At 58.8% G+C, this 13,298-nt stretch carries 10 protein-coding genes and 1 tRNA gene; 5 read left to right on the plus strand and 6 right to left on the minus strand.

Going from position 1 to position 13,298, the window contains the following annotated elements; all coding sequences use genetic code 11:
• The 3 genes from JAO85_RS12345 to JAO85_RS12355 form a co-directional block, all read left to right on the plus strand.
• Positions 1-2,726, plus strand: a 2,726-nt coding sequence (locus tag JAO85_RS12345) for an Ig-like domain-containing protein (protein ID WP_202788172.1), incomplete at its 5' end; no start/stop codon positions are given.
• Between the two features lie 277 nt (positions 2,727-3,003).
• Positions 3,004-3,687, plus strand: a complete 684-nt coding sequence (locus JAO85_RS12350) for a transglutaminase-like cysteine peptidase (RefSeq protein ID WP_052088508.1) — start codon at positions 3,004-3,006, stop codon at positions 3,685-3,687.
• 65 nt (positions 3,688-3,752) lie between these two features.
• On the plus strand, positions 3,753-5,729 hold the full coding sequence (locus tag JAO85_RS12355) for a LapD/MoxY N-terminal periplasmic domain-containing protein (RefSeq protein WP_237734820.1): 1,977 nt from the start codon (positions 3,753-3,755) through the stop codon (positions 5,727-5,729).
• A 67-nt stretch (positions 5,730-5,796) separates the two neighbouring features.
• On the opposite strand, the gene JAO85_RS12360 is transcribed toward JAO85_RS12355, so the two are convergent.
• Entirely contained in the window at positions 5,797-6,786 is a 990-nt protein-coding gene (locus JAO85_RS12360; protein ID WP_012838965.1) for a bile acid:sodium symporter family protein, read from the minus strand.
• A gap of 119 nt (positions 6,787-6,905) precedes the next feature.
• Between JAO85_RS12360 and JAO85_RS12365 the strand changes: the two genes are divergently transcribed.
• A complete protein-coding gene (locus JAO85_RS12365; RefSeq protein WP_012838964.1) occupies positions 6,906-7,838 on the plus strand; it encodes a LysR family transcriptional regulator in 933 nt (310 codons plus the stop codon).
• A 4-nt stretch (positions 7,839-7,842) separates the two neighbouring features.
• Here the strand turns inward: JAO85_RS12365 and JAO85_RS12370 are convergent, their stop codons facing one another.
• The gene (locus JAO85_RS12370; protein WP_202788173.1) at positions 7,843-8,154 is read right to left on the minus strand and encodes a hypothetical protein; all 312 of its coding nucleotides are present in this window, start codon (positions 8,152-8,154) and stop codon (positions 7,843-7,845) included.
• A gap of 952 nt (positions 8,155-9,106) precedes the next feature.
• On the opposite strand from JAO85_RS12370, the gene JAO85_RS12375 reads away from it, so the two are divergent.
• Positions 9,107-10,675, plus strand: a complete 1,569-nt coding sequence (locus JAO85_RS12375) for a sensor domain-containing diguanylate cyclase (RefSeq protein WP_202788174.1) — start codon at positions 9,107-9,109, stop codon at positions 10,673-10,675.
• A gap of 686 nt (positions 10,676-11,361) precedes the next feature.
• On the opposite strand, the gene infA is transcribed toward JAO85_RS12375, so the two are convergent.
• The 4 genes from infA to JAO85_RS12395 form a co-directional block, all read right to left on the minus strand.
• A complete protein-coding gene (gene infA / locus JAO85_RS12380; protein ID WP_003061434.1) occupies positions 11,362-11,625 on the minus strand; it encodes a translation initiation factor IF-1 in 264 nt (87 codons plus the stop codon).
• Between the two features lie 23 nt (positions 11,626-11,648).
• Positions 11,649-11,867: a hypothetical protein gene (locus JAO85_RS12385; protein ID WP_003053604.1), complete on the minus strand. Its 219-nt coding sequence runs from the start codon at positions 11,865-11,867 to the stop codon at positions 11,649-11,651.
• A gap of 315 nt (positions 11,868-12,182) precedes the next feature.
• Positions 12,183-12,258, minus strand: a tRNA-Thr gene (locus tag JAO85_RS12390).
• A gap of 13 nt (positions 12,259-12,271) precedes the next feature.
• The gene (locus tag JAO85_RS12395) at positions 12,272-13,294 is read right to left on the minus strand and encodes a class 1 fructose-bisphosphatase (RefSeq protein WP_003061245.1); all 1,023 of its coding nucleotides are present in this window, start codon (positions 13,292-13,294) and stop codon (positions 12,272-12,274) included.
• Positions 13,295-13,298 lie beyond the last annotated feature (4 nt).

The following is a 13,298-nucleotide window of genomic DNA, read 5'->3' on the forward strand; positions in this document are numbered from 1 at the left end:
TCGAGACCTACACGGTCGCCTCCGCTGACGGCACGGGCACCAGCACCATCACCATCACCATCAACGGCACCAATGACCTGCCGGTGATCCAGGCCCAGACCAACCACGGCCTGGAAGACCAGACGGTGTCCGGTAACGTGCTGACGGGCTCCAGTGACACCGACAACGATGCACTGAGCGTCGCCGAATTCACCATCAATGGCACGAAGTATGCCGCTGGCGCCACGGCCAACATCGTGGGTGTCGGCTCGATCTTCATCAATGCCGATGGCAGCTATGTCTTCACGCCCAACGCCAACTGGAACGGTGTGGTGCCGCAAATCACCTATACCGTGACGGACGGCACGGGCCGGGTGTCTTCCTCGCTGGACATCGATGTCCTGCCGGTGAACGACGCGCCTGTGTCCAAGGATGGTTTCGGTCACGTGACCGAGGGCAAGGACTACGTGTTCGGCGCGAAGGACTTCGCGTTCTCGGATCCGGTGGAAGGCCATTCGATGAAGTCGGTAGTCATCGATTCACTGCCTTCCGGCGGCACGCTGTACCTCAATGGCCAGGCTGTGACGCAAGGCCAGGAGATCAGCGCGGCGGATCTCGCCAGCGGCAAGCTGGTATATACGCCCAACGCCTCGAACGTTGGCGAGAGCGCGGGCGCGTCCTTCCAGTTCCAGGTCAAGGACACCGGCGGCACTGCCAACGGCGGCCAGGACACGTCCAGCGATCAGACGTTCACGCTGCACGTCGACCAGTTCACCACTGGCAATAACGGCGACGAAACCGTGAAGGGCGGATCCGGCGACGACGTATTGTTGGGCGACCAGGGCGGCATGATGAAGAACGTGACGCCGGGCGCCAGCTACAACATTGCGTTGGTGTTGGATCTGTCCGGTTCGATGGCGGACAAATGGGGCTCTGGCGCTAGCCGCGAGTCGCGCCTGGACACCGCCAAGAAGGCTCTCAAGGCCCTGCTGGAGAATCAGCTGGCGACCCACGACGGCACCATCAACATATCGCTTATCACGTTCGAAGGTAGCGGGAGCAAGCTGCAAAAGGAAATCTCGGGTCTTACGCTTGGCAATGTTGACGAAATGGTCGACATCCTTATGGGTCTGAAGACCGGTGGAGGCACGCCGTACGGCTCGGCATTCCGCGAAGCCAAGGACTGGCTCGACGGTCAGCCCACGACGGACGCCTACGGCAACCCATACAAGAACCTGACCTTCTTCCTGACGGACGGTGAACCCACTTACGAGTCGAACTACAACCGCGACACCGAGTTCTCCCGCCTGTCCAACGTCAGCGAAGTGCACGGGATCGGGATTGGCTCTGGCGTCTCCACTTCGACGCTCAACCAGTACGACAATACGGGCGGCCGGTTTACCTCGGGTGGTCAGATCCACGTGGACTTCAGTGGTACTTCGGGCGCCAACAATCCCGCCAACTGGGATAAAGATGGAACCGGTACCGCCGCAAAGAACGGCAATACCATGCGCATCACCGACACCACGTCGGACGGTCAGGCTTACACCGTGACCATGAATGCCGCGAACAAGATCGTGGTGACCAATCCCGCTGGGGCCTCGTTTGGCTTCGATGCAAGCTTGGGCAATAAGGGAACGGGCGATACGTTCAAATGGGTTCTGCTGAAGTGGAACGGCACGGCATGGAAGGAGGTCGAATCGGGTAGCGAGGCCAATACCAAGACAACCGGTATCTATGGGCCGGGCGACTACTTGTACCAGTTCATCGTCAATGACAAGAGCTCGGGCAGCGGGCAGTTCCGCGTGGATATCGACAATATCCGCACGTACACCACAGGTCGTACCGACAACTCTCAGGTCGTATTGAACCCGTCGGATCTCGAATCGGCGCTGATCAGCGGCAGCTCGAGCAACGTACTGGCGCCTGTCGGCAACGACAAGATCTTCGGCGGCGATGGCAATGACATCCTGTTCGGCGACACGATCAATACCGATCAGTTGCCTTGGGGCGTGAACGGCAATCCCGCCAAGCCGGCCGACCTGGGCGACGGCGCTGGACTGGACGGTCTGAAGCAGTTCCTGCTGCTGAAGAACGGCGTGCAGCCCACGGACGCGGACCTGCACAAGTTCATCCTGGACAATCACTCGATCTTCGACGTGCAGGGCGATACGCGCGGCGGCAATGACGAATTGTACGGCGGCAACGGCAACGACATCATCTACGGCCAGGGCGGCGATGACACCCTGTACGGCGATGCAGGCAATGACACGTTGTATGGCGGCACCGGCAACGACACGCTGGACGGCGGCAAGGGCAATGACGTGCTGGTCGGCGGCAAGGGCGATGACACCCTGATTGGCGGCGAAGGAGATGATATTTTCCTGTGGCTCAAGGGCGATCAGGGAACCACTGCGGCTCCTGCCAAGGATGTGATCAACGACTTCGGCAAGGGCGGCTCCGATGCCAACGGCAATGATGTGCTGGACCTGCACGATCTGCTGCAAGGGGAGGAGGGCAGCACGGATCTGTCCAAGTTCCTGAATTTCTCCAAGAGTGGTGCAGATACCGTGCTCAAGGTCTCCACCGATGGAAATTTGGGTGCTACAGGCTCCAACTACGATCAACTGATCACGTTCAAGGGAGTGGATCTCACCGCTGGGCACTCGTTGACCAGCACGGCGGATCAGAACGCCTTGATCAAGGAGCTGATCGATCAAGGCAAGCTCAAGATCGACCACAGCTGATAAGCAGCTCCCGGCGAGGTCAGGTAGAAGTCTTGAAATATCAAGTCTTCTGCCTCTTCGCTAGGCTGTGATCGGCAGGTTGTTTCAAGAGCTTGCTTGATTGGTTACATTTGTGAGCATTGAATCCTGACTGCGTTCTCATCGACCTTTCAAGATTCATAGCGGTCATCACAATATTTACAGGCGTCTCAAGCAATTTATGTCTTGCGCGCCTGCTCTTTTTGCAACTCGCTTGAGTACTTTGCCTAGCCTCCTGTTTCCACAGCCCGTGGAAAAAATGCAGCGTCTGTCGCGCAGAGGCATGCTTTTGTATGGCTCGGCGATTCTCGGAACCTGGGCGCTGCAGAACGGGTTTGAAGCCGTCGCGCTGGATTTCGACGGCGAGCGGCTGCAGAGCAGCATGCAGTCTCGTTATGGTGCCGCAGGTGTCCAGAGGCTGGGTCAGTGGCTGACGATGCTGCAAGCCCAGAAAGACAGGTCGCTACAGCAGCAGTTGCCGGCCGTCAACACGTTCTGGAATCGCGCAGTGCTGCAGTCGGAGGACAGCGTCCTCTGGTCCCAGTCGGACTATTGGGCAACGCCTCTTGAAACCCTGGGTAGGGGTGCTGGAGACTGCGAGGATTACGTGATTGGCAAGTATTTTTCGCTGCTGCGCCTAGGCGTGGCGGTAGAGAAACTGCGCCTGATCTATGTGCGTGCCCGCTTGGGGGGCGTGGGTAGTACGCAGAGCATTGCGCATATGGTGCTGGGCTATTACGAGACCCCTGCAGCCGAGCCGCTGGTGCTCGACAGCCTGCTGGACAACATCATGCCGGCCAGCCAGCGCAAGGACTTGACTCCTGTGTTCAGCTTCAATGCCCAGGGTGTATATGTCGCGGGTGCACAGCCTGCTTCGGTGGACAGGATCACGCGCTGGCGCGATCTGCTGGCGCGCATGAAACAGGAGGGTTTTTTGCCATGAATGCCATGTTTCGCGCTGCAGGCAGCGAAGCCCTATTGAATGGTCGACACAGATAAGGCAGCAAGATGTCGTTGTTGAAACAACTTTTGATCAGCGTGACGGTGGCCATCGTGGCCATCCTGATCGGCACCCTGGCTTTCAGCATTGGTGCTGCACGCCAGTATCTGGACGGGCAGTTGCAGTCCGAGAGTGAGAACGCCGCATCTTCGCTGGCCTTGTCGCTGTCGCAGCCGGCCAACCAGGATCCGGTCACGCAGGAGCTGCTGATGATGGCCTTGTTCGATGGCGGGCAGTTCAAGCTGATCCGCCTGGCGTCCCCGCAGGGCGAGACCTTGTTCGAGCGCAGACGCGACAACGGCATTACCGATAGTTCTGCCAAGCTCAAGGACGGTGCTGCTCCGCCGTGGTTTGTGGAGGTGCTGCCGCTGCGTTCGCCAAAGGCAGAGCGTGTGATCAGCGATGGCTGGAAGCAGGTTGGGCAATTGACGCTGGTTGTGGACGACAGCTATGCGAGCCAGGCACTGTGGGGCAGCAGCGTGCGCTTGACGGGTGTGGTGGTGCTGGCCGGGTTGGCCTGGGCTTTCTTTGTAGTCTTGCTGTTCAGATGGTTTCGCAAGGTCTTGCAGCAGGAAATCTCGGCACAGGTTCAGGCGATTGGACGTCAGGCAGGAAGTGAGATAGCGGCGAAGCCCGCCAAGGCCGCGGTTGCCGAGCTGGTGCCCGTACTCAGCGCCATTGCAGACACCCGAGAGCGGGTGCAGGCTACGGCGCAGGAGCAAATGGAGCGTATCGAATCACTGGAGCTGGAGGTCAATCTTGATCCAGTTACTCAGCTGCCGAATCGCAAGTACTTTGTCAATGAGTTGCGTCGCGCGCTCAGCGAAACTGATGGCGTTGCGGCACATGGCCATGTGATGCTGTTCAGGCAGCGTGATCTGCTGGCTCTGAATGCGCAGATGTCCCGGGCCAGTGCCGATGCATGGTTGGCTGCGATGGGTGAACAGGTCAATCAGGTGTTGAAGAGTCATGCCGAGTGCAAGGCCCAACTGGCGCGCCTCAATGGCTCGGACTTTGTGGTTCTCATGCCGGCCCTGGCCGGGCCCCAGGCCATGTCTTTGGTGCAGCAGATCCGACAGGTGCTGCTGTCCATGCGTGTGACCTTGAGCAGCGGCCAATGGTGCCGCTGGAGCTTTGCCCTGACCGATTACTCGGCATCGAGTTCGGTAACAGGTGTGCTTGCGCGGCTGGACTACGGTCTGATGCGAGCCGAGAGTTCGGGCCAGGCCGAGGTGGAATATGTAGCCTACGGCGATGATGAGGTGGTTTCCGATCTGGCCGGAGAAACCTTGTGGCGTCAAATGCTGATTGCCGCCCTGGAGGCACAGGATGCGCTTTCCCTGTCCGTTCAACTACTGCAATTCAAGGGCCGAAACGGGATGCAGGAGCGCGGCGAAGCGTCGCTCTCGCTGCGCACTGCTTCCGGCGAGACCTTGATGGGGTCGCTGTTCTTGCCGGTCGCCGTGCGCCTGGGCTTGTCGGCAGAATTCGATTTGCGAGCGGTGGCCCTCGGGGCTGCATGGCTTGAGCAGAACGATTGCGAGCTGGTCATTCGAATCTCCTTGCCCTCGCTGGCCCAGCCCGACTTCCTGGGCCGGCTGCGTGAAGAGCTGAGTGCACAGAAGTGGGAGCATCGCCTGTCCCTGCTCTGTCTGGAGCTGGATGCGCATGGACTGACGGCTTATCCCGAGGAAGTGGCCGAGTTCTGTCGGGCCATGGCATTGGCCGGTGTCGGCGTGGGACTGCGCCGTCTGGATCAGCAGCCCATGGGCCTGACCAAGCTCCACACCTTGCCGCTGCGCTATGTGAAACTGGGGGGTGAATTCTCGGAGCAGACTGCGCAAAGCCCTGGTGCCTTGCATCTGCTGCAGGCCATCGTCGAGACTGCGACCGGGCTTGGAATTCAAGTGGTGGTGACCGATGTCGTCAATACGGAGGCTGCGAAGCTGCTGCGTCAGCAAAACGCGCTGACGCTGCTTACTTGAAATGATGGATCTTCCGTGAAAAGAACAAGGGGCGCATGAAGCGCCCCTTTTTATGGGTCTTGTGCTCTTAATGAGCTTCGCTCTGATCGGCGATCTGCACACGCTTGGCATAGCGCTGCGCCAGTACGGCGCAGACCATGAGCTGGATCTGATGGAACAGCATCAGCGGCAGCACGATTGCACCCACGGAGGCGGCGGGAAAGAGCACATTGGCCATGGGAATACCACTGACCATGCTTTTCTTGGAGCCGCAGAACACGAGAGTGATCTCGTCCTCCTTGCTGAAGCCCAGGCGGCGTGCACCCCAGGTGGTGATGAGGAGCACGACGGCCAGCAAAATGCAGCACAACACGATCAAGCCCAGCAGCGAGGGCAGGGGTGTCTGCTTCCACAGGCCGCTGATGACGGCCGCGCTGAAGGCGGCATAGACCACAAACAGGATGGAGCCCTGGTCCACCAGCTTGATGATGGAGGCACGACGCTGCAAAAAGCCGCCGATCACAGGGCGCATCAGATGACCGATGACAAAGGGCAGCAGCAGCGTCATGGCAATCTTGCCAATGGCATGCAGTGCATCGCCACCCTCTGCATTTTTGTGCAGTATCAGGCTCACCAGAATCGGCGTGACCAGAATGCCCAGCAGGGTAGAGGCGGACGCGCTGCACACGGCGGCGGGCACATTGCCGCGCGCCATGGAGGTGAAGGCAATCGCCGATTGCACCGTGGCGGGCAGGGTGCAGAGAAACAGCACGCCGATATACATCTCGGTGGTGACCAGGGGCGAAAGCACCGGGCGCAGTGCCAGCCCCAGCACGGGGAACAGCACAAAGGTGGCGATGAAGATCCAGATATGCAGGCGCCAGTGACCTATGCCCGCCAGGATGGCCTGGCGCGAGAGCTTGGCGCCGTGCAGAAAGAACAGCAGGCTGACGATGCCGGTGGTGGTCAGTTCCACATATTTGGCGACCTGGCCCGAGGCGGGCAGAAAGCTGGCGAAGATGACGGTGGCAATCAGTGCCAGTGTGAAGTTATCGGGGACAAAGCGGGGGCGAGACATATTCTTGAACTGAAGCCATCCATGCAAAGCACCGGACCGGTGCGCGATGGCTGCGTATTGGACACGCAATCCATTTAAAAGAGAAATGGATTTATTCGATAGACATATAATTTTTTGATATGAATATCAGTCTGCGTCAACTGCGTGCCTTTGTGGCAGTGGCCCAAAGCAGCAGTTTCAGTCGTGCTGCCGATGCCCTGGCATTGACCCAGCCTGCCGTCAGCCGCAATGTGACGGATCTGGAGCAGGCCTTGGGCTTGCTGCTGCTGCATCGCACCACGCGTGAGGTGGAACTGACCGAGGCAGGCCGTCTGCTGCTGGGCAATCTCTCGCGCGTGCTTGAGGATCTCGATGCCTGCCTGCTCGAAGTGCAAGGCCTGGCGACTCAGCGCAAGGGCCGCGTGAAGGTGGCCAGCAGTCCCACGCTTTCCGCCAACCTGCTGCCGCAATGCATTGCGCGTGGCAGACAACAGTCACCGGGCGTCAATATCCAGCTGCTCGATCGTATTCAAAGCGATGTGCTGCTCAGCGTGCGCAGCGGGGAGGTGGATTTTGGGGTGGTGATCGACCCATCCGAGAAACAGGACCTGCATGCACAGACCATCCTGACCGAGCCTTTTTGTCTGGTCTGCCTTTCCTCGCATAGCCTGGCGCGCAAGAAAGAGGTGCACTGGGAACAGCTGGCTGGTGAATCGTTGGTGCTGCTCGATCATGCGTCGGGCAGCCGACGCCTGATCGATGCCGCACTGCAGGCGCATGGCGCGGCTGCATCGGTGGTGCAGGAGGTGGGACATACGGCCACCATCTACAGCATGGTGCAGCAAGGTCTGGGTTTGAGCGTGGTGCCGCGTCTCGCCATTCCCTCGGCCTGGGCAGCTCAGACTGCTACGACTGCGGCAGCTGGCAGTGCCGCTTTGGTCAGCCGTCCCCTGGTGCCCAAGGTGCAGCGCAGCATCATGCTGGTCAAGCGCCAGCAGCGTGAGCTGTCGCCCGTCGCGCACTTGGTCTGGGATCTGATTGCAGCGGAGGCTGTCGGCCTGCTGGGCGAATAGCGGCTCAGGGCCTGAGCACGATGCGTGAATCAATCACCAGCCCTTGCGGGTGCGGCGCGACATATACCGGCTGGGGCGGGGCTACATAAACCGGTTGTGGCGCATAGTAGGCATCTGGACGATCTCTGCACTTGCGCTTTTCCTTGTACTCGCCATTGCTCTTCCACTTGCGCTCCACTTTGCAGTGGCCGTCCCAGTACTCTTCCTTGTGCTCGCGCTTGTGATGGTGATGACGATCGTGTGCCTGGCTGCTCAGTGGCGTGGCAATCAGCACCACAGGCAGGCAGATGGAAACAAGAGCAAGGATTTTCTTCATTGTGGGTGGGGCAGTCCATGGCCCAAGCCATGGCCGCATCGGTTTTAGAACGCTGCGAGCATAAGCGCAATGCACCGAAGAGACTGTATCAATTCATGAGCGAGATTTGTGCTGTGGCTATGCACTGGACGTGCGTGAGGTGCTGGTACTTATACAAAAGAGAGCGGCTTGTGCTTTAAATACATTAGCTTTGACATGATTTCTATCTGAAATCAAGTAAATTGAAGCGGAACAAGCTATTCAAAAGATAGCTTTTCAATGGATAACTGCTTTGATCTGGACCGTGGTAGTAGACACAGCTACTCGAATGTCATGGCTTCAGGAGACGGACATTGATTTCGCAAACCGGAGCCGGGATTGGCTGAGCCTCGGAAGACCGCTTTGGGCTGGGCCGGCTCGCTGGTTTCCTATCGAGGCATGTCTGCGCCCGAAGAGGCTTCGATTGCTGGATTGCATGTCTGGACCGTGGCCGCTGCTTTCCGGGCAGACCTTTTCTGATGGTGTTGCCTTGGTCGCTCGGCTGGCGCGTTCGGTCAAGAGATGGATCGGCTCTGGCGCTGTCTATCTCCGGATCGATGGCGCCACAGAGGGGTGATCCCATGTCCTGCTCACTGGATGGATCACCCGTCTGCCAGCCGTTCCCGTCGGCAAGCCGGGCAGGCGAACCAGAATGTCCTATGTCGATGGGCACCAGGCACAGTCTGCCAGATGCTGCCGCAGCCCTGGCCGCCCTGGGAGCTGTGCCGCAGTTTCCTTGAGCAGGAATGATCGCTGCGGCCCCGTTGGCAGTGATTGAACCGTAGCTTCAGGTTCGGCCTCGTCTGCTGCTCTGCCCCGTGTCGTTTCACGAGATGGTGGAAAATCCGTCCGACCCTGTCCAATCTAAGCAGGGGAACTACAGGCAATGCAAAAGTGCCGCTCTTGCCAGGTTGACGATGAGAGGAGTGTCGAGGTGTGGTGTCGAAAAAAGAAGAGGGAGGCCAGCGTCACCAGTCGTGGTGGCGGGTGCAAAGTTCTGGCTGCCAAGCGCGATGCACAGCTGGCGACCAGTCTGCTGTTGGTAATCTGGGTCTCTGTACTGGTAGCCACCAGCTGGCAAATCTGGTCGGCGCATCAACGCACTCTGAGCGAGATTGATACCAACAATCGCAATCTTGCACAGACGCTGAACACCTATGCCGAGGGGGTCTTCACCCAGAGCTCCATGCTGCTGCTCGGCATGCTTGAGCGGCTGGAGGTGGAGGGCACCACGCCTGAGCATCTTGCGCGCATGCAGCAACTGGTCGGCCGCCAGGAACATCTGCTTTCCCAGCTCAATGAATTGCTTGTCATCGATGCGAGCGGTAAATGGCTCATGTCATCGAGAGGGGGATTTCTCGAGGGAAGCAACAGTGCTGACCGTCGCTTTTTTTCATACCACCGCGATAACCCGTCGCACGAAATCTTCATCGGTGCGCCCATACGTAGCCGCTCTACAGGGGAATGGGTGCTTACCATCAGCCGGCGATTTGAGAACCAAGAGGGGGACTTTGCCGGGGTCATCGTTGTCGTGCTGGGAATAGAGAACTTTCTGCACTTGTTTGGCAAGATCGATGTCGGCGAGCAAGGGTCTATCGGATTCGCAACGACCAGCGGACAGTTGTTGGTGCGTTATCCATTTCGTGAACAGGATCTGGGGCGTGATTTCTCTCGCTCCCCTAACTTTCTGCGCTATTACTCAAACCTGAAATCCGGCACGGCGTCCTTTGAGTCCGGCATAGATGGAACGGAAAGGCTATATGCCTTCAGGAGCAATGATCGTTATCCCGTTTTCACGGTGGTGGCCCGGGGGCGGTATGAGGCACTGCAAGCCTGGCGAAGCCAGGCGCTGCTGACGGCTGGTGTGGTGCTAGGCCTGCTGGCAGTTGTCACACTGATAGGCTGGCGTCTGATCCTGCTCATCCGACAGCGTGCGCAGGCAGAAACATCCTTGATGGCAGTGCGTGAGAAGTTGCTGGATGCCAACCTCGAACTGGAGCGGTTGGCCACCCAGGATTCGTTGACAGGGCTGGCGAACCGGCGACGCTTCGACGAGGTACTGCAACTGGAGGTCCGGCGTGCCGCGCGTGACGGGACGGTGCTCTCGCTTTTGCTCATCGATCTTGACCATTTCAAGGGCTTCAATGACCGCTATGGTCATGTCGCCGGCGACGAATGCCTGAAAGCGGTGTCGCGGCAGCTGGAGCTGTCGGCCAAGCGCTCAGGGGATCTGGCAGCACGTTACGGCGGAGAGGAACTTGCCATCATTCTTCCCAATACCGCGCTGGAGGGGGCCATGCGCGTTGCCGAGGAGTTGCTGAAGTGCATACGAGGACTCGACATTGCCCATGAGTCCAGCCAATTCGGCCATGTCACTGTGAGCATAGGAGCGGCAAGCATGCAGGGCAGGCATGGACTGGCGAGTCCGCTGGATCTGGTTGAAGCGGCCGATCAAGCCCTGTATCGGGCCAAGGCGGCTGGGCGCAATCGTGCCGAGTGCTGAACTGTCGGAACTGATCTCTCGGGTCCTTGGACGACATTCAAGCAATCTGAGGGCGCGAGCCATCATTTCAAATCCGTAGTCTTGCCAAAGGGGAACGCTGCCTGGAGGTATTTGTCGATCCATGGCCAGGAGGTTGGCGCAGGACGCAGCAAAAGCACCGAAGCCGGTTGGCGTATTCCTGCGAATATCTGGCCTGAACACTGGTGCCCGCGAACGCAGGGAGGTTGGCCTATCGCATGATTTACGTCAGGGCATCATGTTGATGCTGGCTCTGATAGTTATGAGCTGCATCGAGGCCAGCGCTACGTGCAGGAAGGTCGCAGATCTACAAGGAAATTCAACACTTGCAGCGAGGGGCAGGAGCTGGGATGAGGCCGGCGATAGCAATGCCACCGATGACTGGTGGCGGACTTTGTGCATGCCTGATTCCCGGCTGGTCAGGCTGGATGTGCAGGCGGTGGGAATCTCAAACAAATGGCGTGAGTGTGCCTCAGCGATCCATATCGACACGCGCTGAAGGCAGTGCGAGCATCGAAGAGCCAGAGCTGACCTCTGCGATCTGCATCTGGAGCAGGCAGAGCTTGCAATTGAGCTGCAGGCCGGGTGCTTGCGCGGCCCCGTGATCCTGCAGCTGACACAAGCATGTCGAACTGGTCGCCGTAGCGCACCAGATCAACCGCCGAGGCTTAGTGGCGGCGCTGCTGCGGCGCAGGGTTGCTGTTGTTGGAACGCTCGATATGACGGAAGGTCAGGCGACCCTTGTTCAGATCATAGGGAGACATCTCCAGCGTTACCTTGTCGCCTGCCAGCACGCGAATACGGTGCTTGCGCATCTTGCCGCCGGAATAGGCAATCAGCTGGTGGCCGTTGTCCAGCGTCACACGAAAGCGGGCGTCCGGCAAAACCTCGTCCACTCTGCCTTGCATTTCAATCAATTCTTCTTTGGCCAAAATATTTCCTTTCTACAAAGAGGTCAGTTCAACTGGTTGTCCAGCACCATGCTGCGCCCCTCGGCGAGGGCATATTTGCTGGCCATATCCGGGGTGTCGAACTGGCGGATAAACCTGAAAATCCGGTCATAGGTTCCGCGTCGGATGGAAACCGCTGCAGCAACCTTGCCGGAGTGAGTCATTTGGGTGAGGGCAGTCACAATGTAGTTGCCGACACGCTCTGTGATTTGTTCTGTATGCATATCGAGTCAACGGGCGGCACAAACCCAGGGCAGGGCATGCCGACCAATGAAAAATGAAGGAGTCCAGCTCTGATGAGCCGGGATCAAATAAGCCAGCCGCTTGCGGGTGGCTTAAGCTTCTTGCCATGGAGTGCTATGACTGTATGGAGTCAAGCGTGGGCAACGTGAGAACTGCCTGAGAGATACTGCGCAGGGCAAGTGCCACGCAGCAATCCGCAGATTATAAAGCATTGTTCTTTTATGCGCAAATCGTGATGAAACCGAGGAGCCGCAAAAGAAAAAGCCCCAGGCTCTTGCGAACCTAGGGCTTCTATTTGGTGCCGGAGAGATGAATCGAACACCCGACCTTCTCATTACGAATGAGCTGCTCTACCGACTGAGCTACACCGGCGATAAGCTATAGATTATAGCGCTTTTTCATCGGCCTCGAGGTGGTAGCTGGTCACGCGTTCCACTTCGTTCTTGGAGCCGAGGACGACGCTCACGCGCTCGTGCAACTGCGTTGGCTGGATGTCCAGGATGCGCTGGCGGCCGTTGGTGGCCATGCCGCCGGCCTGCTCGACAAGCCAGCTCATGGGATTGGCTTCGTACATCAGGCGCAGCTTGCCGGCCTTTTGCGGCTCGCGCTTGTCCCAGGGGTACATGAAGATGCCGCCGCGGCAGAGAATGCGGTGGACGTCGGCCACCATGGCAGCAACCCAGCGCATGTTGAAGTTCTTGCCGCGCGGGCCGTCTGCACCTGCCAGGCATTCGTCCACGTAGCGCTTCACCGGGGCGTCCCAGTGGCGCATATTGGACATGTTGATGGCAAATTCCTTGGTGTCTTCGGGGATCTTGACGTTTTCCTCGATGAGCACGAACGAACCTTGCTCGCGGTCCAGCGTGAACATGGAGACACCGTCGCCCACGGTCAGCACCAGTGTGGTCTGGGGACCGTAGATGCAGTAGCCGGCAGCCACCTGCTGGGTGCCGGGCTGCATGAAGTCGCTGTCGTGCACGCCAGGGTGGCCTTCAGGCTTCTTGAGCACGCTGAAGATGGTGCCGATGGACATGTTGATGTCGATATTGGACGAACCGTCCAGGGGGTCGAACATCAGCAGGTATTCGCCCTGAGGGTAGCGGTTGGGCACCACATAGATGCCTTCCATTTCCTCCGACGCCATCGCGGCCAGGTGGCCGCCCCATTCATTGGCTTCAATCAGGGTCTCGTTGGCGATGATGTCCAGCTTTTTCTGCACTTCGCCCTGCACGTTTTCGCTGCCGGCCGTACCCATGACGTCGCCGAGCTCACCTTTGTTCACGGCAAAGCTGATGCGCTTGCAGGCGCGGGCCACCACTTCCAGCAGCAGGCGCAACTGGCCGGGGATGAGCCCGTCAACACGTTGTTGCTCGACCAGATAGCGGGTCAGGCTGATGTTTTTCTTCATGCTT

It is taken from the genome of Comamonas sp. NyZ500 (genome assembly GCF_016772095.1).
GTDB lineage: Bacteria > Pseudomonadota > Gammaproteobacteria > Burkholderiales > Burkholderiaceae_C > Comamonas > Comamonas thiooxydans.

What these genes read in the sequence shown, in the direction of transcription:
- JAO85_RS12350 (WP_052088508.1), top strand. Translation starts at nt 3,004, where the DNA reads ATGCAGCGTCTGTCGCGCAGAGGCATGCTTTTGTATGGCTCGGCGATT.
- JAO85_RS12355 (WP_237734820.1), top strand. Translation starts at nt 3,753, where the DNA reads ATGTCGTTGTTGAAACAACTTTTGATCAGCGTGACGGTGGCCATCGTG.
- JAO85_RS12360 (WP_012838965.1), bottom strand. Translation starts at nt 6,786, where the DNA reads ATGTCTCGCCCCCGCTTTGTCCCCGATAACTTCACACTGGCACTGATT.
- JAO85_RS12365 (WP_012838964.1), top strand. Translation starts at nt 6,906, where the DNA reads ATGAATATCAGTCTGCGTCAACTGCGTGCCTTTGTGGCAGTGGCCCAA.
- JAO85_RS12370 (WP_202788173.1), bottom strand. Translation starts at nt 8,154, where the DNA reads ATGAAGAAAATCCTTGCTCTTGTTTCCATCTGCCTGCCTGTGGTGCTG.
- JAO85_RS12385 (WP_003053604.1), bottom strand. Translation starts at nt 11,867, where the DNA reads ATGCATACAGAACAAATCACAGAGCGTGTCGGCAACTACATTGTGACT.
- JAO85_RS12395 (WP_003061245.1), bottom strand. Translation starts at nt 13,294, where the DNA reads ATGAAGAAAAACATCAGCCTGACCCGCTATCTGGTCGAGCAACAACGT.